This window comes from Pseudomonas lalkuanensis (assembly GCF_008807375.1).
GTDB classification, from domain to species: domain Bacteria; phylum Pseudomonadota; class Gammaproteobacteria; order Pseudomonadales; family Pseudomonadaceae; genus Metapseudomonas; species Metapseudomonas lalkuanensis.
On record NZ_CP043311.1, the window covers coordinates 502,014 to 521,602 of the forward strand.

Here is a 19,589-nt window from a genome sequence, read left to right on the forward strand (position 1 = left end):
TGGCGGGTGCAAAGTAGGGTCGAGAGTTCGAGTCCCCCTCAAGGAGAGCACCCTAATGCCCGAGTACAAGGCCCCGCTGCGCGACATCCGTTTCCTCATCGACGAAGTCTTCGACTACCCGGCCAGCTACGCGGCGCTGGGCGCCAGTGACGCCACCCCGGACATGGTTGCCGCCATCCTCGAAGAGGGCGCCAGGTTCTGCGAGCAGGTGCTCTCGCCCATCAACCGTTCCGGCGATGAAGAAGAGTGCCAGTGGCGCGACGGTGTGGTGACCACGCCCAAGGGCTTCAAGGAAGCCTTCGCCCAGTACGTCGAAGGGGGCTGGAATGGCCTGGCGGCGGACCCGGCCTACGGCGGCCAGGGCCTGCCCCATTCCCTCGGACTGATCATCAGCGAGATGGTCGCCTCGGCCAACCAGTCCTGGGCCATGTACCCGGGCCTGACCCACGGCGCCATGTCGGCCATCCACGCCCACGGCACCGAAGAGCAGAAGCAGACCTACCTGACCCGCCTCACCGAAGGCCGCTGGACCGGCACCATGTGCCTCACCGAGCCCCATTGCGGCACCGACCTCGGCATCATCAAGACCCGCGCCGTGCCCCAGGCCGACGGCAGCTACGCGATCTCCGGCACCAAGATCTTCATCTCCGCCGGCGAACACGACATGAGCGAGAACATCATCCACCTGGTGCTGGCCAAGCTCCCCGATGCGCCGGCGGGCACCAAGGGCATCTCCCTGTTCATCGTGCCCAAGTTCCTCCCGGCCGGTGACGGCATCGGCGAGCGCAACGCCGTGTCCTGCGGCTCCATCGAACACAAGATGGGCATCAAGGCCTCGGCCACCTGCGTGATGAACTTCGATGGCGCCACAGGCTTCCTCATCGGCGAAGCCAACAAGGGCCTGAACTGCATGTTCACCATGATGAACCACGCCCGCCTCGGCACCGGCATGCAGGGCCTCTGCCTCGGCGAAGCCAGTTACCAGGGCGCCGTGCGTTACGCCAACGATCGCCTGCAGATGCGTGCCCTCACCGGGCCCAAGGCGCCGGACAAGCCGGCCGACCCGATCATCGTGCACCCCGATGTGCGCCGCATGCTGCTGACCATGAAGGCCTTCAACGAGGGCAACCGCGCCCTGGCCTACTTCACCGCCCAGCAACTGGACATCGCCCATCGCAGCGACAGCGCCGAGCAGCGGGAAGAAGCGGAAAACCTGCTGGCCTTCCTCACCCCCATCTGCAAGGCCTTCATGACCGAGTCCGGCCTGGAGGCGACAAACCTCGGCATGCAGGTGTTCGGCGGCCACGGCTACATCCGTGAATGGGGCATGGAGCAGCTGGTACGCGACTGCCGCATCGCCCCCATCTACGAAGGCACCAATGGCATCCAGGCCCTCGACCTGCTCGGCCGCAAGGTGCTCGGCAGCCAGGGCAAGTTGCTGCGCGGCTTCACCAGACTGATCCACAAGTTCTGCCAGGCCCAGGCCGAGCACCCGCGCTTCAAGACGCAGGTCGCCGAGCTGGCGCGCCTCAACCAGCAGTGGGGCGAACTGACCCAGAAGGTCGGCATGGCCGCCATGAAGAACCCGGACGAAGTGGGCGCCGCCGCCCTCGACTACCTCATGTACTCCGGCTACATCACCCTGGCCTGGCTCTGGCTGCGCATGGCCCTGGTGGCCGAAGACAAGCTGCAGGCGGGCGAGGGCGACAGCGCCTACTATCAGACCAAGCTGGCGACCTGCGACTTCTACTTCAAGCGCCTGCTGCCGCGCACCGAGGCCCACCGGGCGGCGGTGGAGGCGGGCAGCGATTGCCTGATGCAGTTGCCCGCGGAGAACTTCGCGCTCTGATCCGCCGATGGACGGTCGAAGGCCCGTCTGGAGCGGGCCTTTTCCTTTTCAAGGAGCGCCGTGACTGACTGTGAACATATGGTCACGAAGTGACACTATGTCTCTAAAAAGTTGTTCATGTACACTCCGGGTCTATCCGTGAAACCGGCCCCACTGGCCACCTGTGAGTGATTACGAGGTTTGCACATGGCTGACTACAAAGCGCCCCTGCGCGATATGCGCTTCGTCCTCAATGAAGTCTTCGAGGTCGCCAAGCTCTGGGCTGAACTGCCTGCCCTGGCCGAAGTGGTCGACGCCGACACCGCCTCCGCCATCCTGGAAGAAGCCGGCAAGGTCACCGGCGGCGTGATCGCCCCGCTGAACCGCAGCGGCGACGAAGAAGGCTGCCAGTGGAAGGACGGTTCCGTGACCACTCCGGCGGGTTTCCCCGCGGCCTACAAGACCTACGCCGAGGGCGGCTGGGTCGGTGTGGGCGGTGACCCCGTCTTCGGCGGCATGGGCATGCCCAAGGTGATTTCCGCCCAGGTGGAAGAGATGGTCAACGCGGCCAACCTGTCCTTCGGCCTGTACCCGATGCTGACCGCCGGCGCCTGCCTGTCGATCAACGCCCACGCCAGCGAAGAGCTGAAGGAAAAGTACCTGCCGAACATGTACGCAGGTGTCTGGTCCGGTTCCATGTGCCTGACCGAACCGCACGCCGGTACCGACCTGGGCATTATCCGCACCAAGGCCGAACCCCAGGCCGACGGCAGCTACAAGATCACCGGCACCAAGATCTTCATCACCGGTGGCGAGCACGACCTGACCGAGAACATCATCCACCTGGTACTGGCCAAGCTGCCGGATGCCCCTGCGGGCCCGAAAGGCATCTCGCTGTTCCTGGTGCCGAAGGTCATGGTCAACGCCGATGGCTCCCTGGGTGAGCCGAACGCCGTGTCCTGCGGCTCCATCGAACACAAGATGGGCATCAAGGGCTCGGCTACCTGCGTGATGAACTTCGATGGCGCCACCGGCTACATCGTCGACGCCCCGAACAAGGGCCTGGCCGCCATGTTCACCATGATGAACTACGAGCGTCTGGGCGTCGGTATCCAGGGCCTGGCTTCCGGCGAGCGTTCCTACCAGAGCGCCGTGGAATACGCCCGCGAGCGTATCCAGAGCCGCGCACCGACCGGCCCGGTCGCCAAGGAAAAGGCCGCCGACCCGATCATCGTGCACCCCGACGTGCGCCGCATGCTGCTGACCATGAAGGCAGCGAACGAAGGCGGTCGCGCCTTCTCCAGCTACGTGGCCATGCAGCTGGACACCGCCAAGTACAGTGAAGACGCCACCACCCGCAAACGTGCGGAAGAGCTGGTCGCCCTGCTGACCCCGGTGGCCAAGGCGTTCCTCACCGACCTCGGTCTGGAAACTACCGTACACGGCCAGCAGGTCTTCGGCGGCCACGGCTTCATCCGCGAGTGGGGCCAGGAGCAACTGGTGCGTGACGTGCGCATCACCCAGATCTACGAAGGCACCAACGGCATCCAGGCCCTCGACCTGGTGGGTCGCAAGGTGGTGGCCAGCGGTGGCGCGTTCTACAAGCACTTCGCCGACGAGATCAAGGCCTTCGCCAATGGCGCCTCCGCCGAGCTGGCCGAGTTCGTCGAGCCGCTGAAAGCCGCCGTCGCCAACCTCGACGAGCTGACTGCCTGGGTCCTGGACCGCGCGAAGAACAACCCGAACGAAATCGGCGCTGCGTCGGTGGAGTACCTCCACGTGTTCGGCTACACCGCCTACGCCTACATGTGGGCGCTGATGGCGCGCGCTGCCCTGGGCAAGGAAGGACAGGACGAGTTCTACGCCAGCAAGCTCGGCACCGCGCGTTTCTACTTCGCCCGCCTGCTGCCGCGCATCCACTCCCTGACCGCCTCGGTGAAGGCCGGCAGCGAGTCGCTCTACCTGCTGGACGCCGAGCAGTTCTAAGCGCTACCCGGCAAACACAAAGCCCCGCAATTGCGGGGCTTTGTGTTTTCAGGCTGCCGGCCTTAGCTGTGGGGGCGAATTCATTCGCGAACGAATTCGCTCCCACCCGGGAACATCAGGGCTGCAACGAATCCGCCAGGCTCGGATCGTCGATGTAGCGGTTGCGATTGCCCTGGAGGGCTTCGATGCGGCCGTTGCGGGCGCGTTCCTCGCCATCCACCGGGTCCAGGCGGTTCCACTGCTGGAACATCTGCAGCTGCCCGACGATGGGCAGGCCGTATTCCGTGTGCATGTAGAAGATCGCCCGCGCCACGTTGCCCTTGGCGGCGTCGCGGGGCTCGACCAGTTGGTACGCGGATTTGAAGTCGCAGTCGGCCAGCGTACTCTGGCCGCCATCGCCCACGTTGCCGAACAGGGCGTTGCGCCGCGCCAGTTCGATGCGCGACTGGTCCGGGTAGAGGTTGTGCAGGTCGGAAAGCATGTAGGGATAGTGCGGGTTGGCCGTCTGGCACTGGCTGTCGGTGACGCAGCGAAGGGCGCTCTTGATCTGCTTGGTGCTGTACACCGGGCTGGCGCTCAGCAGGCCGCCGGGGCTGCTGAAGGCCTTGCCGCAATAGAGAGTGGTGCCGCCGTCGGCATAGAGCTGTTGCCAGAAGGCCTGCTCGACCGCGGCCTTGGGATCGGCCAGGCGATCCTGGCCACCGGCGAACGCGAAACCGGCGGCAACGGCCGCCAGGCAGGAAAGGGCAGTAAGGACTGGGCGCATGGTCTTGACCCTGGGACCGCCTTGTCGGGGTCTGTTGTTCTTGTAGGACAAAACGAGTCTAACAAGAGCGCCGTGCGCAAACCAAGACCAACCGATCGCTTGCTTGGTTGCACCTTCGGTTGCAATAAGATCCCCCGGATTAATCGCTAAATCGTGTAAGCATTGGCTTACAAGCGCTGGTGGCTATAGCTCCTTTCGGGGCCATGCGACCGGGATTAATCTTCACTCCATTGGACGTCGCGCAGGAAGCGCACTGAAGAACAGGGATACGCCGGATTTCCGCCAGGATGGCGGTCAGATCAGGGATGTCGGGACACAGTCTGCAAAACCTCGCTTCGGCGGGGTTTTTCTTTTTCTGCATCCCGACAATTCTAGAGCAGTGGTTCCTTCGGCCCGATCGCGCCTTCCAGCAAGGAGCGCAGCAATTCCAGGGTCGCCTGTTGGCGCTGCGCATCGCGAAACACCAATCCCACCTTCAACGGCACCCGTGGCTCGCTCAGCGGCTTCCACAGCAACCCCTGGTTGGCGTGCATCTGCCTTGCGCGGCCGGGCAGAACGGTGGCCAGCATGGTGTGCGGCAGGCTGTCGAGAATCCCGGCCATATGGTTCAGCTCCGCCTGTACGTGGGGGCGCCGGCCGAGCAGTGCGAGTTGTTCCTGCCAGATCTGCCGCACGCGGAACTCCTCGCCCAGAAGCAGCATCGGCAGCTCGGCTGCCTGGCTCAGCGACACCTTCTTGAACTCCTTCAGCGGGTGTTCGTTGGGGATCACCAGCTGCAGCTCGTCTTCGTACAGCAGCAGGCTGTGCAGCCCCGGCTGGCGCGGCGGCAGGAAGCCGATGCCGATGTCCAGGTTGCCGGTAAGCAGGCGCCGTTCGATATCCAGGCCCGACAGTTCGTAGATCTGCACCACCAATTGCGGCTGCGCCTCGCGCAGGCGCTCCAGCAGCATCGGTACCAGCGAAGCATTGACCGTCTGCAGCACGCCGATCGCCAGACTGCGCGGCGACTGGCCACGGAACCCGCGCAATGCTTCGCGGACGCGTTCCAGGCCATCCAGCAGCGGCAGGGCGTGGTTGTAGAGGGTATGGGCGGCCAGGGTCGGCAGCAGGCGCTTGCCGCTGCGCTGGAACAGGCTGACGTCCAGGCCCTGTTCCAGCTGGCGGATCTGCTGCGAAAGCGCGGGTTGCGACAGGCTCAGGCGCTCGGCGGCGCGCCCCACATGGCCTTCCTCGTAGAGTGCGACGAAGTAGCGAAGCTGGCGAAAATCCATAAGCGTTACTTATCGATAAAGCTGGAAAATCGAAATGTCCCTGAGTGCCGCAAGCCCATAGCCTATACCGCGTAGAGACTGTTTCTCGCGCTGGAGAGGGCGAATGTGCGCGTTAGTCGTGAATGGGGTTTTCATAGGTAAAGCCGAAGATATAGGTGGAGGTCTGTCCAGTGCAATCGACAAGCTGCCGGTCGACCACCGCCTCTGGCTCTGGCCCCAGGGCCTGGGCAGCGACGAACAGGGTGACCCGCGATTCCATGGCGGACCTGAACGTGCCCTGCACCACTATCCCGTCGAACACTACCGCTACTGGCGCAGGCACTACCGTCACCTCGACTGGAAGGCGCCGAGCTTCGGCGAAAACCTGTCCACCTGCGGCCTGACCGAAGACCAGGTGTGCATCGGCGACATCTTCCGCTGGGGCCAGGCGTTCATCCAGGTCAGCCAGCCGCGTTCGCCCTGCTATCGCCTGAGCCGCCGCTGGGGTATTCCCAGCCTGCCCGAGGAGGTGCAGGAGAGCGGCCGCTGCGGCTGGTTCTACCGCGTCCTGCGGCCAGGCTACGTCAGCCGCGAAGACGCCGTGGAGCTGATCCAGCGCAGCTACCCCGGCCTGACCGTTGCCCATGCCATCCGGAGTTTTTTCCATTACCCGCTGGAGCACGCCGGCCTGCAGCAGTTGCAGCAGTGCGAAGCGCTGTCCAGCCGCTGGCGCGATACCGCCGCGCGACGCCTGAGCAGCGGCCTTGTCGAAGACTGGAACGCCCGCCTGTTCGGGCTGCCGCTGGAGGGAATGCGCGCATGAGTGACTACCGCATCAGCCTGCATCGCGAGGACGTATTGCTGGCGGAACTCAGCGTCAGCCAGACGCGCTACGTCGAGTTGACCCGCGAGCTGCGCGCGCGTTTCCCCCGTGAGGACGGCTTCAGCCTGCACATCGAGCGGCGTCGCGAAGTACGCCGGATTCTCGAACAGAGCCCGGACGGCCTGCGCCTGCTGGGCGTCGAATACCGCCATGAAAAGGTCCCCGAGCATGCGTGACCCCCTCGCCAGCCTGCGCCTGATGAAGACCGTGGAACGTCCGGCGCAGCTCTTCGTGCGCGGCCAGGGTTCCTGGCTCTGGGACTCCGAAAGCCGTGCCTACCTGGACTTCACCCAGGGCTGGGCAGTCAACAGCCTGGGCCACAGCCCCAGCGTGGTGGTGGACGCCCTCAAGCGCCAGGCGGAAAGCCTGATCAACCCCGGCCCGGCCTACTACAACCGCGGCATGCTCGAACTGGCTTCACGCTTGTGCCAGGCCAGCGGCAGCGACCAGGTCTATTTCCTCAACAGCGGCGCCGAGGCCAACGAAGGCGCCATCAAGCTGGCGCGCAAGTGGGGCCAGTTGCACCGTGGCGGTGCCCATCGCATCGTCACCGCCTGCAACAGCTTCCACGGTCGCACCCTGGCGGCCATGTCCGCATCCGGAAAGCCGGCGTTCGAAACGCTGTTCGAACCCAAGGTGCCCGGCTTCACCAAGGTCCCCTACAACGACCTCGACGCCCTGGCCGCCGCGGTGGACGAGCAGACGGTTGCGGTGATGCTGGAGCCGGTGCAGGGCGAGGCCGGTGTGGTGCCTGCCACATTGGACTACCTGCAGGGCGCCGAGCGCCTGTGCCGCGAACGGGGCGTGTTGCTGATCCTCGATGAAGTGCAGACCGGCATCGGCCGCTGCGGCACCCTGCTGGCCGAAGAGCTCTACGGCATCCGCGCCGACATCATCACCCTCGGCAAGGGCCTGGGTGGTGGCGTGCCCCTGGCGGCGCTGCTGGCCCGTGGCAACGCCTGCTGCTTCGAGCCGGGCGAGCAGGGCGGCACTTACCATGGCAACGCGCTGATGACCGCTGCCGGCCTGGCGGTGCTGAACACCGTGCTGGAGCCTGGCTTCATGGAACAGGTGCGCGACGTGGCACAGCACCTGCGCGAAGGCCTGGCGCGGATGTCCCGCCGCCACGGTCATGGCCCCCTGCGTGGCCATGGTCTGATGGTCGGCCTGCCGCTGATCCACCAGTCCGCGCCGCTGGTGGCCCGTCATGCCTTCGATGAAGGGCTGTTGATCAACGCGCCGCAGCCGGACTGCCTGCGCTTCACCCCGGCGCTGACCGTAAGCCGCGCCAATGTCGATGAAATGCTCAAACGCCTGAACCGCGCCTTCGTCCTGGCCAAGAGCAAACCCCTGGAGATTGCCTGACATGCACGTCGCCATCCTGCAGCACGCCCCCTTCGAAGGCCCTGGCCGCATCAGCCAATGGCTCGACCTGCGCGCCGCCAAGGTGCGGGTGTTCAATCTCTACGCCGATGCGCACCTGCCGAAGCTGGACGACTTCGACCTGCTGATCGTCATGGGCGGCCCCATGAGCGTGCATGACGAGGAAGAGCTGCCCTGGCTCAAGGCCGAGAAGAAACTGATCCGCAAGTCGCTGGATGCCGGCAAGCGGATCCTCGGCATCTGCCTGGGCGGCCAGCTCCTGGCCCAGGCCCTGGGTGCCGAGGTGCGCAAGGGCGAGGCGGAGATCGGCTGGTGGCCCATGGAAAAGCGCCTCGAAGCGGACTGCTCACCGCTGGGCCGCATGCTGCCCCAGCGGCTGTTGGCGATGCATTGGCACGGCGAGACCTTCGACCTGCCGACTGGGGCCATCCCGCTCTATGGCTCGGCGGCCTGCACCAACCAGGGCTTCGTCTGGGAAGAGCGCGCCATCGGCCTGCAATGCCATCTGGAAGGCACTCCGGAAAGCATCGAGGCGATGCTGGAGGCCTGCGCGGCGGATCTGGAGCTACCCGGCTCGGTGGAGGACGCAGCGGCCATCCGCGATGGCTTCCCCCACTGCAGCGCCCTGGCGCCCACACTGTTCCGTCTGCTCGACTACCTCACCGGGCCGCACGCCGCGCTGACCTGAGGTGTAGGGGCGAATGAATTCGACCCTGGAGGATTTCAGCCCAACTACAGCAATGGGCGATACAACTCCGCCCGCCGATCCCTGAGGTAGGTGAGTCCCTCCCGCGAGGCCTCCAGCTTGTCCCGTCGGAGGTCAGCGAAGGCCAGGGTTTCCTCGCGACCGCAGATGGCAGCCTGGCTGCCGTCCGGGGCGGAAACGCTGGAAAGGCCGCAGTAGCGGATTTCCCCTTCGGCGCCGCAGTAGTTGGCGTAGGCCAGGTAGCACTGGCTCTCGAAGGCGCGGGCGCGCACCAGCACGTCGCAGACGAAATCGTACGGCTCCATGTTGGCGGTCGGCACCAGAATCGCGTCAGCGCCGGCCAGGGCCAGGCGCCGCACGTTCTCGGGGAACTCCACGTCGTAGCAGATCAGCATCCCCAGCTTCCAGCCGTTCAGTTCCAGCAGCGGATAGTCGTCGCCGCCGGCACTGAACATGCTCCGGTCCAGTTCCCCGAAGAGGTGGGTCTTGCGGTAATTGCCAAGGCGCTGCCCCTGCGCATCGATCAGTTGCACCGAGTTGAAGATGTTTCCCTCGGCACTGCGCTCCGGGTAGCCGTAGAGCAGGGCGATGCCATGCTCGCGGGCGATTCCGGCCACCTGCCCGGCCCAGTCGCCGTCGGCGGCCTGCGCCAGGCTGCTGACCGCTTCCAGGCCGATGTTGTAGCCGCTGAGGTACATCTCCGGCGTGACCAGCAGGGCCGCGCCACGCCGCGCCGCCTCCGCCGCCCGCTGGCGCAGGCGGTCGAGGTTGGCCGCAGGCTCCAGCGGCAGGGGCGGGCACTGATAGAGGGCGATGCGCATGGACGTCTCCTGAGTCAGTCCGGCAGGGCGATGGGACCGAGTTCGGCGAAGCAGTCGCCGGGGCCGGGGTTCTCGGCCGGGGTGCTGCCGCCGAAGTGCTTCATGATGCCCCATACCGAGTTGAGCGAGGTCTGCACCGCGCCTTCCACCCAGGCAGGGGTCCAGGACACATCGTCACCGGCGATGAAGATGCCGCGCTGCTCGGCGGGCATGTCGTCCTGCATGAAGTGCGCGTACATGCGCTGGTTGTAGCGGTAGTGGCCCGGCAGCGCGCCCTTGAAGGCGCCGAGGAAGTGCGGGTCGGATTCCCAGGAAATGGTGATGGGGTCGCCGATGATATGGCTGGCGATATCCACGTCCGGGTAGATCTTCTTCAGCGCGTCCAGGGCCAGTTTCACGCGCTTCTCCACCGGGTGCGGCAGCATCTTCAGCGCGTCGCTCATCCAGGAATAGGACAGGCAGATCACGCCCGGCTTGTCGTCGCCGTTGTCGAACAGGTAGGTGCCGCGGGTGAGGCGGTCGGTGAGGGTCATGCTCAGGGTGTCGCGGCCGGTTTCCGGATCCTTGTCCTTCCAGAAGGGGCGGTCGACCATCACGAAGGTCTTGGACGACTGCATGTAGCGGGTACGGTCCAGGGCCATCCACATCTTCTGCGAGAACAGCGATTCCTCGCACTCGATCTGGGTGGTCAGCAGCCAGCTCTGGCAGGTGGCGAGCACCGCCGCGTAGTGGCGGGTGTCACCCCAGTTGTCGGTGACGGCGAGACGGCCATCGGCGGCGCGGGCGATGCGCTTCACGCCGGGACGGGCAGCGCCGTTGTGCAGGGACGCCAGGCTGGTGCCCGCCGGCCAGTGCACGCATTTCTCGGGGACGTGGCGCCAGATGCCCATGGGCACTTGCTGCACGCCACCGACGATCAGGTGCTGGTTGTCGTCGCAGGCGGTCATCACCACGCGGAAGATTTCCAGCATCGAGTTGGGGAAGTCCGAGTCCCAGCCGCCGGTGCCGAAACCCACCTGGCCGAACACCTCGCGGTGGTGGAAGGACAGCTTGGCGAAGGCCTTGGAGCTGGCCACGAAGTCGTAGAAGGTGCGGTCGTCCCACAGCGGCACCAGGGTGTTCCACAGCTCTTTCAGGCGCTTCACGTCGCGGTCGCGGATGGCCTGCTGGATGTCGCCGAAGCGGGCGCCGTCTTCCAGCGCATCGGCCCAGGCGTCGGCCACTTCCTGGAACAGCGCCGGCAGGTCGGCCATCTTCTCGGCGTAGTAGGTCTTGCCTTCGATATCGATGACCGTGCTGCCCGAGGCCGGTGTCAGCGGGTTGGGGAAGGGCTGGGTCTTGAGGCCCAGCATGTCCACGTAGTGGTAGAAGGCGGTGGAGGAGGCCGGGAAGCGCATGCCGCCCAGCTCGGCGATGATGCCGTCGGTGCCTTCGAAGGTCTGCGAACGCAGGCGTCCACCCATCTTGGAGGCTTCGTACACCACGGGTTTCAGGCCCAGCTTCATCAGCTCGTAGGCCGCCACCAGGCCGGCGATACCGGCTCCGACTATGGCCACCTCGGCACCATGATGCTCGGCGGGAATGCTGCCCAGGCCGGCCGGATGCTGGATCCAGTCATCGAAGGCGAAGGGGAAGTCCGGGCCAAAAATGGTGATGGGTTTCTTGCCGTCGGCGGGGTGACGATTGTTGTTGTTCATGCTGGACCTTGAAGGCTTGTGGGAGTGCGGCCGGTTGGGCGCGGTGGGGCCATTCTAGGGAGCGTCGTTTTCGTCCATAAGACGCAGAGTGTCGTCATTTGGCAGTAGTGGCATGCAAAACGACGAATGATTGATTCGATATGACGAAAACGGGGCGCGCCTGCTTTCCATCAGGTTAGTCGGCGACCTGGGGAATCAGGATCGGGTTGGCGGGCGGTACTCTGCGACTCCCTCCCACGGACTGCTTTTCGTAGGGTGGAAATCGCTCTTCATGTCCACCTTCGGAGGTCGGACTCGGCACCCTACGGCGCGAAGATCACAGAGCGGCAGGCGCCAACGGCTGGCCGCGGTCGATCTTGCAACTGAGGATGATTGAGGTGGTGGTCTTCTCCACCCCGTCGACGCTGCCGATCAGGTCCAGCAGTTCGTCGAGGCGCTCGGGGGAGTCGGCGCGCAGCCAGGCAACGTAGTCGAACTCGCCACTCACCGCGCACAGCACCTGCACTTCCGCCATGCCGGTCAGGCGCCGCAGCACGTCCTTGCCGCTGCGCGGTTTCACCGTGATCCCCACGTAGGCCTGCAGGCCGCCATCGGCCACGCGCCTTCCGAGGCGCACGCCGTAGCCGGTGATGACCTGCGCCTTCTCCAGCCGTGCCAGGCGTGAGGTCACCGTGGTGCGCGCGATGCCCAGGCGCCGGGCCAGCGTGGCCACGCTCTCGCGGGCGTTGATCTGCAGGGCGGCGATCAGCTGGCGGTCGATTTCATCGAGTGGCAGGTCGGACATGGATTGGCTCGGTGCGATTGGCTGCGTAGAGGTTAGCGGGTGCGCAAGGCTACCTGAAGCCGACGGACCGCGCCCATTGGTCGGCGCCGCCGTCGCGCTGCCCGGAGCCGAACCAGACTGAACTCCACAGGGTCGGAGACACGTCGGCCCCATCCACTTCCTTCGAGAGCCTCACCTCCATGATCTCCTTCGCCCCTTGCCGCTGGACCCTGCTCGCCTCGCTCATCTGCACGCCTGCCTTCGCCGAAACCGTGGTGCCGCTGCAGGGCCAGACCCAGCAACAGATCCAGCAGGACATCGCCAATTGCCAGGCCCAGGCCGGCAGTTCCACGAGCACTACCACCTCCAACCCGAGCGGAGGCCGCGTCCGCGGGGCCGCCACCGGCGCCGTGGCGGGTGCCGCAGTCGCCCAGGCGCGCAGCAACGACTACGACCGGATCGATGACGACCTGCAGCAGGAATACCGGCAGGAAAAGGCCAAGGACGCCGCGGTGGCCGGGATGGTGGTCGGTGGCTCGCGCCAGCGCCAGGAGCGCCGGCAGGACCGCCGCGCCAACCAGCAGGCCAGCAGCTCAGCCTCGTCGGCCTACATGAATTGCCTGCAGCAGCGTGGTTACCAGGTGAATCCATAGGCCGATCACGGCCAGGGAGCGATAGACCTGGCCATATGACCGGTGATGACCGTCTGGCGGTGTGGATTGTTACGCGCCACGGAAAAGCGCTTTCAGCAAAGCCGTCTTTTTCACGCGCCGTGAGTGGAGTCGAATTGGCACATGGGCCGAGAACGCATCGCCAGGCGATGCCAAGGCCTTCCAAGGCAAACCAGGAGCTCCATCATGAACCGTGCAATCTTCACCAGTGCCAGCCTGCTGCTCACCCTTCTGGCCAGTGGCAGCGTCTTCGCCGCTGAGTCCGCCGACGCCGTGCCCTACAGCTACGGCATGCCGCTGGACGTCGCCCGCGTCATCTCCATCGACGAACCGAATTCGCTGACCTGCGAAACCATCCAGGCGAAGATGACCTACGTCGACTCCCAGGGCGAGGAGAAGTCCGTGACCTACCTGAAAGAGTCCAGCGCCTGCGCCAACAGCTGACGCCAGGCCCTGAATCGCCCAGCACCGACCTTGGCAGGATTGCGTCCTGCACAGCGATTGAAATCGCCTCCACAGAGAAGCGAGCAGGATTGCCCTGTGGGGGGGCGAGAGTCACCTCACCACCTCCGCCTCGAACGCCTCGAACGCCTCGAACGACGTCGCCGTGGTGTTCTCCGGCCGCCGCCCCTCCAGGGACTTCACCGCCCGTTCGTTGATGCCGCGAGCCAACTCGGCGTACAGCCCGGCCAGGTCGCTGGAGAAGCTGGCCTCCTGCAGCATCCCCGCCATCTCGTCTGCGTGGCGGCGACCTCGCGCGGGTGCCCCATGGTCATGGACACAGCCTGCTGAGTGCGAAGGGGGGGCGGCGGTTCTGCTCTTCGACCTGCCGAGGGAATGCCTTGGCGAGCGTTACGAAATCATTCGTCACGGCGGTGGAAGCGCGCCGATCAGCCTGGTGTGCGGTGCGGTACGTTTCGGCCACCCGGTGGCGCGGCAGCTGGTGCGCCTGCTGCCGCCGGTGCTCCAGGTGGAAGCGGCCCGCGCCGAGCATGCCGACTGGCTGCAGGGCACCCTGCGCTTCATGCGCGACGAGGCGCGGGCGATGCGCCCTGGCGGAGCGCCTCGGCTATCAGACCGAAGCCGCCTTCAGCCGGGCCTTCAAGCGGTGTCACGGCGTGGCGCCGGGGGCTGCCCGCCGCGGGGCACTATCCTCGCTTGGGGGTCCTTAAAAGCGAATTCGCTGGCGCGCAGCTTCCTGGGGCGTGTTTCGGCCCACCCGCAGAGCCGGACACTAGGGTGCGCCGCGCGCACCGGGAAGCCCCTGCGGGATATCTGGTGCGCAGGGCGCACCCTACAAGGCGATCGGTGCCGAAGCTTCTCGCCAGCCGCTCAATTCATCTGCAGCGTTTTCAGCGCCTCGCAGCTCGGCGCGTACTGCTTGTCGCAGGCACTCTGGAACAGCGCGCGGGCCTGGTAGGGATCGCGCTTCAGGCCTTCGGCGCCCTGGGCGTACATCTTGCCGAGCACGTGCTGGGCCATGGCGTTGCCGGCGGCGGAAGCCTGGCTGAGGTACTTGTGCATGGCGCGCTGGTCGGCGAAGGCGGGGTCGGCGCGGCCGGTGTAGAGAAAGGCGAGACTCACGGCCGATTGGGAATGCCCCTTGTCGGCGGCCTGCTTCCACCAGTACTCGGCCTGCTTGAGGTCCTTCTGCGGCTTGCCGACGAAGTAGAGGCTGCCCAGTTGGTACTGGCTGTCGAGATCGCCGCGCATGGCCTGCTGGCGAATGCGCTCGAACTCGGCGGCGTGCTGGTCTTGCGGTGCACTGGCCGGAGCCTGGGGCTGACCGGCGGGTGGAGTGGCGGGCTGTTGTTGCTGCGCTTGCTGTACGCAGGCCCCGAGCAGGGCGAGTGCGGCAACACAGAGGAAGCGCGGCAGGGCGCGTTGGGTGGACATGGGCTGATTTCTCCCTGGCAGAACAGGGAGGAGGGTAGTTGCATACGCTGGCCCCGTCACCCGGCGTGTTGATGGTGCGCGGACGTCGTGCGCCTCACGCTGGAGCGGTGAAGCTGCGTAGAGTGGATGTTGCTCTTTGCATCCACCATCCCCGTCAGGTCTCACCCCTCGACTCATGCGGAAATCCCGGCTATCAAGGGCAGGATATTTGCTCGGAAGTCACGAATGAAAACCACCCTGGACGAACTCCAAGCCTTCACCGCCGTGGTCGACACGGGTTCCATCACCGCTGCCGCCGAGCAGTTGGCGCAGACCGCCTCCGGCGTCAGCCGCGCCCTCAGTCGCCTGGAAGACAAGCTCGACGTCACCCTGCTGCGGCGTACCACCCGCCGCCTGGAGCTGACCGAAGAGGGCGAGGCGTTCCTGGCCCAGGCGCGGCGTATCCTGGCGCAGGTGGAGGAGGCGGAAGAGCAAATGGCCCTGCGCCGCCAGAAGCCGGCCGGGCGCCTGCGGATCAACGCCGCTTCGCCCTTCATGCTGCATGTGCTGGTACCGCTGGTAGCGGGCTTTCGCGAGCGTTACCCGGAGATCGAGCTGGAACTGCACAGCAGCGACCAGATCATCGACCTGATCGAGCACCGCACCGACATCGCCATCCGCATCGGCACCCTGCGTGACTCCACCCTGCATGCCCGCCCCCTGGGCAGCAGCCGCATCCGAGTCCTGGCCAGCCCCGCGTATCTCGAGGCCAACGGCACGCCGGAGACGGTGGAACAATTGCAGGCCCGCAGCCTGCTCGGTTTCACCCAGCCGGAAAGCCTCAACCAGTGGCCCCTGCGCCATGCCCAGGGCGACGGCCTGCAGATCGAGCCGTCGATCAAGGTTTCCAGCGGCGAAACCCTGCGGCAGCTCGCCCTGGCCGGGGCCGGCATTGTCTGCCTGTCGGACTTCATGACCCAGTCCGACCGGGCCAGGGGCAGCCTGGTGCAGCTGCTGTCCGGCGACACCCTCGAAGTCCGCCAGCCGATCAATGCCGTGTATTACCGCAATACCGCCCTGGCCTCGCGCATCGCCTGCTTCCTCGATTACGTCGCCGCGAGCCTCAAGCAGCAGGCGTGGGCGCAGCGCACGAGCTGATCCTCACGCGGCCCTCTGCGTGAGCAGGGCGCCCCTCTGGGGCCTGCTCTTGTGGGAGCGAATTCGTTCGCGAAATGGTGGGACACCGTGCCAGCCGGTGACCACCTTCACCCCGGCCCCTGCTCTGCGCCCCGGCCTGATCGCTTTGCGCTCAGGCGTTCATCGGCGCTGGAAGCGTTGCTGCCAAAAGCCTGCCTCTGCACCCCAGAAGAGGAGAGGGGTGAGCCACGGCTCATCTTCGGCACAGTCCTGTAGGGGCGAATTTATTCTCCAAGCAGGACGCAGTCCTGCCCTGTACGTAATTTCAATCACTTGCTTGAGCTAACTACCTAATTTTCTGCGGCTTCAACCTTGTCCATTTGTCTGCTTGTTCTGAATATCAAACATTAAGCTTGGCTTCGTGAATTATGTCGTGTAATTTTTCATGAAATTCTTAAAACAAAAATTCACGAGGCACCCATGTTCAAGCAGTCCGCCCAGCATGTCGGCACCTACTACGCCCGCACCTATCCCGGCAGCATTCCCCTGCGCCCGATCCAGGCTGGCAGCGAGGAGACCGATGTCCTGATCATCGGCGCCGGCTTCAGCGGCCTGCACACCGGCCTGCGCCTGGCCGAGGCCGGCAAGCGCGTGACCCTGCTGGAAGCCAGCCGAGTCGCCTGGGCCGCCTCCGGGCGCAATGGCGGGCAGGCGTTGCTGGGCTGGTCCTGCGATATGCCGCCGCTGGAGAAGGCGCTGGGGCTGGAGCGCACTCGCCGGCTGTGGGACAGCATGCGCTGGGCCGCCGATGAGATGCGCGAGCTGCCGGGCCGCCACGGCTTCGATGTGGACTACCGCGTTGGCAGCCTGTGGACCGCCGTGATGGAGCGCCGGGTGAAGCTCCTCGAAGAAGCCCAGGAGGATGCCATCCACAAATGGGGCTACGACAGGATGCGCCTGATCCGTCGCGATGAACTCGCCGAGTGGATCGACAGCCCGCGTTACCAGGCTGCGCTGTACGACCCGGAAGCTGCCCACCTCAACCCGCTCAAGTTGGCCCAGGGCCTGGCTGCGGCCATCGAAGCCCGTGGAGGACGCATCTACGAACAGAGCCAGGTGCTCGAGTACCGTGAAACGCCCTCCGGCTATGTGGCCCGCACGGCGCAGGGCGAAGTGCGCGGTAGCATCCTGGTGATGGCCTGCAATGCGTATGTCGACCGCCTCGACCAGCAGCTCTCCAGCCGCTTGCTGCCGGTGGGCTCCTACCAGGTGGCCACCGCGCCGCTGGACCCGGAGCTCGCGCAGTCGCTGCTGCCGAAGAACAGCTGCGTGATCGACAACCAGTTCGTGCCCGATTACTTCCGCCTCACCCCGGACCATCGCCTGCTGTTCGGCGGTGGCTGCACCTACCTCGGCGGCCTGCCCAGGGACGTGCCGGCTGCGACGCGCCCCTATCTGGAACGTGTCTTCCCGCAGCTCAAAGGCGTGGAGATCGAGTTCGGCTGGGGCGGCCACATCGACGTCAGCATGAAGCGCACCCCGGACATCGGCCGCGAAGGCTCGCGCTATTGGCTGCAAGGGTTCTCTGGCCACGGCGTGCTGCCCACCCTGGCCGGGGCCAAGGCGGTGAGCGATGCGATCCTCGGCAACCACGAGCTGCTCGACCTTTACCAGGCCATCGGCAATCCGCGCTTCCCGGGCGGCTCGTTGCTGGCAGCTCCGCTGGAGGCTGCGGGGAAAGCCTATTACCGCTTGAGGGATGTGATTTAAGGTCGCGCCTTTCGAGTCCGGCAACCGGAGTTCCCAGATGGACAAGCAAGACGAAATCGAAGGCCTCGCGATCCTGATCCGCGACCTGCGCAAGCACAAGAACGTGACCCTGGGTGACCTCGCCGCGCGCATCGACCGCTCGGTGGGCTTCCTCTCCCAGGTGGAGCGCGGGCTCTCCCGCCCGACCGTGGCCGACCTCACCGCCATCAGCGAAGCTCTCGGCGTGCCCACCACCTACTTCTACAGCCTGGAAAAACCCCGCGAGCTGCCCTGGGTGACCCGTCCCGGTGACCGCCGCACCCTCTACTACGCCAGCGGCATCACCGACGTGCTGGTCTCGCCCAACATGTCGGCGGGCTTCTCCATGCTGGAGAGCCTTCTCGACCCGGGCGCCACCAGCGGCGAGGGCCACCTGGATGACAGTTCCGAGCAGGGCGGCTTCGTCCTCGAAGGCGAGCTGACGGTCTGGTACGGCGACGACACCAAGCCTGTGACCCTCCACGCCAACGACAGCTTCCAGCTGCCGCCGCATGCCCAGTTCCGCTACGCCAATCTTTCCGACAAACCGACGCGAGTTTTGTGGGTCTTCACCTGAAGCCCCAGCTCGCAGGACCGCAGTGATGACAACAACAAACCCGTACCCCGACCTGCTCAGCGAAGTACGTGCCTTCCGTGGCAAGTACCCGGAAATCCGCTATGTCGACCTGATCTGCCTGGACATCCCCGGCCACTTCTACGGCAAGCGTTATCCCATCGAGATGGTGGAAAAGGTGGCAGCTGGCAGCCCGCTGAAAGTGCCGCAGAACTGCGTATTGCTGGGCACCCAGGGCGGGCTCTATCCCATTGGCGATTACTGCTTCGCCGACGGCGACCCGGATGCGCCGCGCCGCCTGGTGCCCGGCACCCTGGTACCGGTGCGTTGGGAGAAGGAACCCCTGGGGCAGATGCTCATCACCTCCGACGGGACCGAGGCCCCCATCGAGTTCGAGCCCCGCGAGGTGCTGGCGCAGGTCATCAAGCGTCTGGAAAAACGCGGCATCCATCCGGTGGTGGCCTTCGAGCTGGAGTTCTACCTGTTCGACCGCAAGCTCAAGGATGGCCTGCCGCAATTCCCCCGCGACCCGCTCTGCGAGGACGAGGACGACCAGCCGAACATGCACATCGAGCGCCTGTCGCGCTTCTCCAGCGTGCTGCATGAAATGGTCGAGGCCGCCAACGAGCAGGGCGTGGCCGCCAACGTCATCACCGCCGAACTCGGCCCGGGCCAGTTCGAGATCAACTTCGGCCACTGCGACGATGGCCTCAAGGCCGCCGACTGGGCCGCCCTGTTCTGCCGCAGCACCCGTGGCGTGGCGATGAAGCACGGCCAGCGCGCCAGCTTCATGAGCAAGCCCTACCTGAACGCGCCGGGCAGCGGCATGCACGTGCATGTCAGCCTCTACGACCGCGCCGGCAACAACCTGCTGGCCGCCGACGACCAGCGCCCGCTGCGCCACGCCGTGGCCGGCTGCCTGGACCTGCTGCCCCACTGCATGCCGATCTTCGCCGCCAACCACAACGCCTTCCGCCGCTACGGCGCCATGGTCAACGCCGCCAGCCGCGCGAGCTGGGGCTTCGAGGACCGCGATGCGTGCATCCGCATCCCCGAATCCGACGGCCGCAACCTGCGCATCGAACACCGCCTGGCCGGTGCTGACGCCAACCCCTACCTGGTGCTGGCCGCCATCCTCAGCGGAATGGAGCACGGACTGGACGCCGCCCGCGAACCCATCGCCCCGCTCAACGAAGACCGCGAAAGCGGCATCGACTTCCCCAAGGACATGCTCACCGCCGTCACGGCCATGCGCAGCCACCCCGTGGTGAACCAGGGCCTGGGTAGCGAGTTCGTGATGGTCTATTGCGAGAACAAGCGGCAGGAATTCCTCGACTTCATGAACGAGGTCAGCGCGCGGGAGTACCGCTGGTACATGTAACCCCGGCGTCCTGCCTTCTTGGCGATTGAAATCGCCCCTACAGGCACGGTGGTGCACGGAGAGTCCCCCCTCTCCCTCTG

20 protein-coding genes are annotated in these 19,589 nt (G+C 65.7%); 13 read left to right on the plus strand and 7 right to left on the minus strand.

Features of this window, described 5'->3' with window-relative positions; translation table 11 throughout:
• Positions 1 to 55 precede the first annotated feature (55 nt).
• A complete protein-coding gene (locus FXN65_RS02315; protein WP_151131480.1) occupies positions 56 to 1,849 on the plus strand; it encodes an acyl-CoA dehydrogenase C-terminal domain-containing protein in 1,794 nt (597 codons plus the stop codon).
• 186 nt (positions 1,850 to 2,035) lie between these two features.
• Positions 2,036 to 3,814 carry an acyl-CoA dehydrogenase C-terminal domain-containing protein gene (locus tag FXN65_RS02320; protein ID WP_151131481.1) on the plus strand — a complete coding sequence of 593 codons (1,779 nt, stop codon included), beginning with the start codon at positions 2,036 to 2,038 and terminating at the stop codon, positions 3,812 to 3,814.
• Positions 3,815 to 3,929: 115 nt separating this feature from the next.
• Here the strand turns inward: FXN65_RS02320 and FXN65_RS02325 are convergent, their stop codons facing one another.
• On the minus strand, positions 3,930 to 4,580 hold the full coding sequence (locus FXN65_RS02325; protein ID WP_151131482.1) for an endonuclease I family protein: 651 nt from the start codon (positions 4,578 to 4,580) through the stop codon (positions 3,930 to 3,932).
• Positions 4,581 to 4,951: 371 nt separating this feature from the next.
• A complete protein-coding gene (locus FXN65_RS02330; protein WP_151131483.1) occupies positions 4,952 to 5,851 on the minus strand; it encodes a LysR family transcriptional regulator in 900 nt (299 codons plus the stop codon).
• 103 nt (positions 5,852 to 5,954) lie between these two features.
• On the opposite strand from FXN65_RS02330, the gene FXN65_RS02335 reads away from it, so the two are divergent.
• From FXN65_RS02335 to FXN65_RS02350, 4 genes are read left to right on the plus strand one after another with little or no spacing between them, the layout of a single operon-like run.
• Positions 5,955 to 6,653 (plus strand): MOSC domain-containing protein, encoded by a 699-nt coding sequence (locus FXN65_RS02335; protein WP_151131484.1) that lies wholly within the window; start codon positions 5,955 to 5,957, stop codon positions 6,651 to 6,653.
• Positions 6,650 to 6,889, plus strand: coding sequence for a hypothetical protein (locus FXN65_RS02340; RefSeq protein ID WP_151131485.1), 240 nt, complete (start codon positions 6,650 to 6,652; stop codon positions 6,887 to 6,889). The genes FXN65_RS02335 and FXN65_RS02340 overlap by 4 nt, the downstream gene beginning before the upstream one ends.
• Complete coding sequence (locus tag FXN65_RS02345) at positions 6,882 to 8,078, plus strand: aminotransferase class III-fold pyridoxal phosphate-dependent enzyme (protein ID WP_151131486.1); 1,197 nt, start codon at positions 6,882 to 6,884, stop codon at positions 8,076 to 8,078. The genes FXN65_RS02340 and FXN65_RS02345 overlap by 8 nt, the downstream gene beginning before the upstream one ends.
• Before the next feature lies 1 nt (position 8,079).
• Positions 8,080 to 8,784, plus strand: coding sequence for a type 1 glutamine amidotransferase (locus FXN65_RS02350; protein WP_151131487.1), 705 nt, complete (start codon positions 8,080 to 8,082; stop codon positions 8,782 to 8,784).
• Positions 8,785 to 8,828: 44 nt separating this feature from the next.
• Here the strand turns inward: FXN65_RS02350 and FXN65_RS02355 are convergent, their stop codons facing one another.
• From FXN65_RS02355 to FXN65_RS02365, 3 genes are all read right to left on the minus strand, one after another.
• Complete coding sequence (locus FXN65_RS02355; protein ID WP_151131488.1) at positions 8,829 to 9,623, minus strand: carbon-nitrogen hydrolase family protein; 795 nt, start codon at positions 9,621 to 9,623, stop codon at positions 8,829 to 8,831.
• Between the two features lie 14 nt (positions 9,624 to 9,637).
• Positions 9,638 to 11,320, minus strand: coding sequence for a flavin monoamine oxidase family protein (locus FXN65_RS02360; protein ID WP_151131489.1), 1,683 nt, complete (start codon positions 11,318 to 11,320; stop codon positions 9,638 to 9,640).
• A gap of 316 nt (positions 11,321 to 11,636) precedes the next feature.
• Positions 11,637 to 12,104: an Lrp/AsnC family transcriptional regulator gene (locus FXN65_RS02365; RefSeq protein ID WP_151131490.1), complete on the minus strand. Its 468-nt coding sequence runs from the start codon at positions 12,102 to 12,104 to the stop codon at positions 11,637 to 11,639.
• Positions 12,105 to 12,283: 179 nt separating this feature from the next.
• Here FXN65_RS02365 and FXN65_RS02370 point away from each other — a divergent pair, with 179 nt between their 5' ends.
• Both FXN65_RS02370 and FXN65_RS02375 read left to right on the plus strand, forming a co-directional pair.
• A complete protein-coding gene (locus FXN65_RS02370) occupies positions 12,284 to 12,736 on the plus strand; it encodes a YMGG-like glycine zipper-containing protein (RefSeq protein ID WP_151131491.1) in 453 nt (150 codons plus the stop codon).
• Between the two features lie 204 nt (positions 12,737 to 12,940).
• A complete protein-coding gene (locus tag FXN65_RS02375) occupies positions 12,941 to 13,198 on the plus strand; it encodes a DUF2790 domain-containing protein (protein ID WP_151131492.1) in 258 nt (85 codons plus the stop codon).
• 111 nt (positions 13,199 to 13,309) lie between these two features.
• Here FXN65_RS02375 and FXN65_RS28120 read toward each other — a convergent pair whose 3' ends face one another.
• The gene (locus tag FXN65_RS28120; protein WP_178119263.1) at positions 13,310 to 13,477 is read right to left on the minus strand and encodes a hypothetical protein; all 168 of its coding nucleotides are present in this window, start codon (positions 13,475 to 13,477) and stop codon (positions 13,310 to 13,312) included.
• On the opposite strand from FXN65_RS28120, the gene FXN65_RS28495 reads away from it, so the two are divergent.
• Positions 13,413 to 14,174, plus strand: a complete 762-nt coding sequence (locus tag FXN65_RS28495; RefSeq protein WP_394351295.1) for a cupin domain-containing protein — start codon at positions 13,413 to 13,415, stop codon at positions 14,172 to 14,174. The two genes, FXN65_RS28120 and FXN65_RS28495, sit on opposite strands and share 65 nt — an antisense overlap.
• Here the strand turns inward: FXN65_RS28495 and FXN65_RS02395 are convergent.
• Positions 14,087 to 14,650, minus strand: a complete 564-nt coding sequence (locus FXN65_RS02395; protein WP_151131493.1) for a tetratricopeptide repeat protein — start codon at positions 14,648 to 14,650, stop codon at positions 14,087 to 14,089. The two genes, FXN65_RS28495 and FXN65_RS02395, sit on opposite strands and share 88 nt — an antisense overlap.
• Positions 14,651 to 14,875: 225 nt before the next feature.
• On the opposite strand from FXN65_RS02395, the gene FXN65_RS02400 reads away from it, so the two are divergent.
• The 4 genes from FXN65_RS02400 to FXN65_RS02415 all read left to right on the plus strand — a co-directional run bounded on the left by FXN65_RS02400 (position 14,876) and on the right by FXN65_RS02415 (position 19,509).
• Complete coding sequence (locus FXN65_RS02400) at positions 14,876 to 15,787, plus strand: LysR substrate-binding domain-containing protein (RefSeq protein ID WP_151131494.1); 912 nt, start codon at positions 14,876 to 14,878, stop codon at positions 15,785 to 15,787.
• A gap of 459 nt (positions 15,788 to 16,246) precedes the next feature.
• Positions 16,247 to 17,536 (plus strand): NAD(P)/FAD-dependent oxidoreductase, encoded by a 1,290-nt coding sequence (locus FXN65_RS02405; protein WP_151131495.1) that lies wholly within the window; start codon positions 16,247 to 16,249, stop codon positions 17,534 to 17,536.
• Between the two features lie 37 nt (positions 17,537 to 17,573).
• Positions 17,574 to 18,131, plus strand: coding sequence for a helix-turn-helix domain-containing protein (locus FXN65_RS02410; RefSeq protein ID WP_151131496.1), 558 nt, complete (start codon positions 17,574 to 17,576; stop codon positions 18,129 to 18,131).
• A 25-nt stretch (positions 18,132 to 18,156) separates the two neighbouring features.
• Entirely contained in the window at positions 18,157 to 19,509 is a 1,353-nt protein-coding gene (locus tag FXN65_RS02415) for a glutamine synthetase family protein (RefSeq protein WP_151131497.1), read from the plus strand.
• Positions 19,510 to 19,589 lie beyond the last annotated feature (80 nt).

Coding starts and splice junctions, on each gene's coding strand:
- FXN65_RS02315 (WP_151131480.1), top strand. CDS start 56: ATGCCCGAGTACAAGGCCCCGCTGCGCGACATCCGTTTCCTCATCGAC.
- FXN65_RS02320 (WP_151131481.1), top strand. CDS start 2,036: ATGGCTGACTACAAAGCGCCCCTGCGCGATATGCGCTTCGTCCTCAAT.
- FXN65_RS02325 (WP_151131482.1), bottom strand. CDS start 4,580: ATGCGCCCAGTCCTTACTGCCCTTTCCTGCCTGGCGGCCGTTGCCGCC.
- FXN65_RS02330 (WP_151131483.1), bottom strand. CDS start 5,851: ATGGATTTTCGCCAGCTTCGCTACTTCGTCGCACTCTACGAGGAAGGC.
- FXN65_RS02335 (WP_151131484.1), top strand. CDS start 5,955: ATGTGCGCGTTAGTCGTGAATGGGGTTTTCATAGGTAAAGCCGAAGAT.
- FXN65_RS02340 (WP_151131485.1), top strand. CDS start 6,650: ATGAGTGACTACCGCATCAGCCTGCATCGCGAGGACGTATTGCTGGCG.
- FXN65_RS02345 (WP_151131486.1), top strand. CDS start 6,882: ATGCGTGACCCCCTCGCCAGCCTGCGCCTGATGAAGACCGTGGAACGT.
- FXN65_RS02350 (WP_151131487.1), top strand. CDS start 8,080: ATGCACGTCGCCATCCTGCAGCACGCCCCCTTCGAAGGCCCTGGCCGC.
- FXN65_RS02355 (WP_151131488.1), bottom strand. CDS start 9,623: ATGCGCATCGCCCTCTATCAGTGCCCGCCCCTGCCGCTGGAGCCTGCG.
- FXN65_RS02360 (WP_151131489.1), bottom strand. CDS start 11,320: ATGAACAACAACAATCGTCACCCCGCCGACGGCAAGAAACCCATCACC.
- FXN65_RS02365 (WP_151131490.1), bottom strand. CDS start 12,104: ATGTCCGACCTGCCACTCGATGAAATCGACCGCCAGCTGATCGCCGCC.
- FXN65_RS02370 (WP_151131491.1), top strand. CDS start 12,284: ATGATCTCCTTCGCCCCTTGCCGCTGGACCCTGCTCGCCTCGCTCATC.
- FXN65_RS02375 (WP_151131492.1), top strand. CDS start 12,941: ATGAACCGTGCAATCTTCACCAGTGCCAGCCTGCTGCTCACCCTTCTG.
- FXN65_RS28495 (WP_394351295.1), top strand. CDS start 13,413: ATGCCGCGAGCCAACTCGGCGTACAGCCCGGCCAGGTCGCTGGAGAAG.
- FXN65_RS28120 (WP_178119263.1), bottom strand. CDS start 13,477: ATGCTGCAGGAGGCCAGCTTCTCCAGCGACCTGGCCGGGCTGTACGCC.
- FXN65_RS02395 (WP_151131493.1), bottom strand. CDS start 14,650: ATGTCCACCCAACGCGCCCTGCCGCGCTTCCTCTGTGTTGCCGCACTC.
- FXN65_RS02400 (WP_151131494.1), top strand. CDS start 14,876: ATGAAAACCACCCTGGACGAACTCCAAGCCTTCACCGCCGTGGTCGAC.
- FXN65_RS02405 (WP_151131495.1), top strand. CDS start 16,247: ATGTTCAAGCAGTCCGCCCAGCATGTCGGCACCTACTACGCCCGCACC.
- FXN65_RS02410 (WP_151131496.1), top strand. CDS start 17,574: ATGGACAAGCAAGACGAAATCGAAGGCCTCGCGATCCTGATCCGCGAC.
- FXN65_RS02415 (WP_151131497.1), top strand. CDS start 18,157: ATGACAACAACAAACCCGTACCCCGACCTGCTCAGCGAAGTACGTGCC.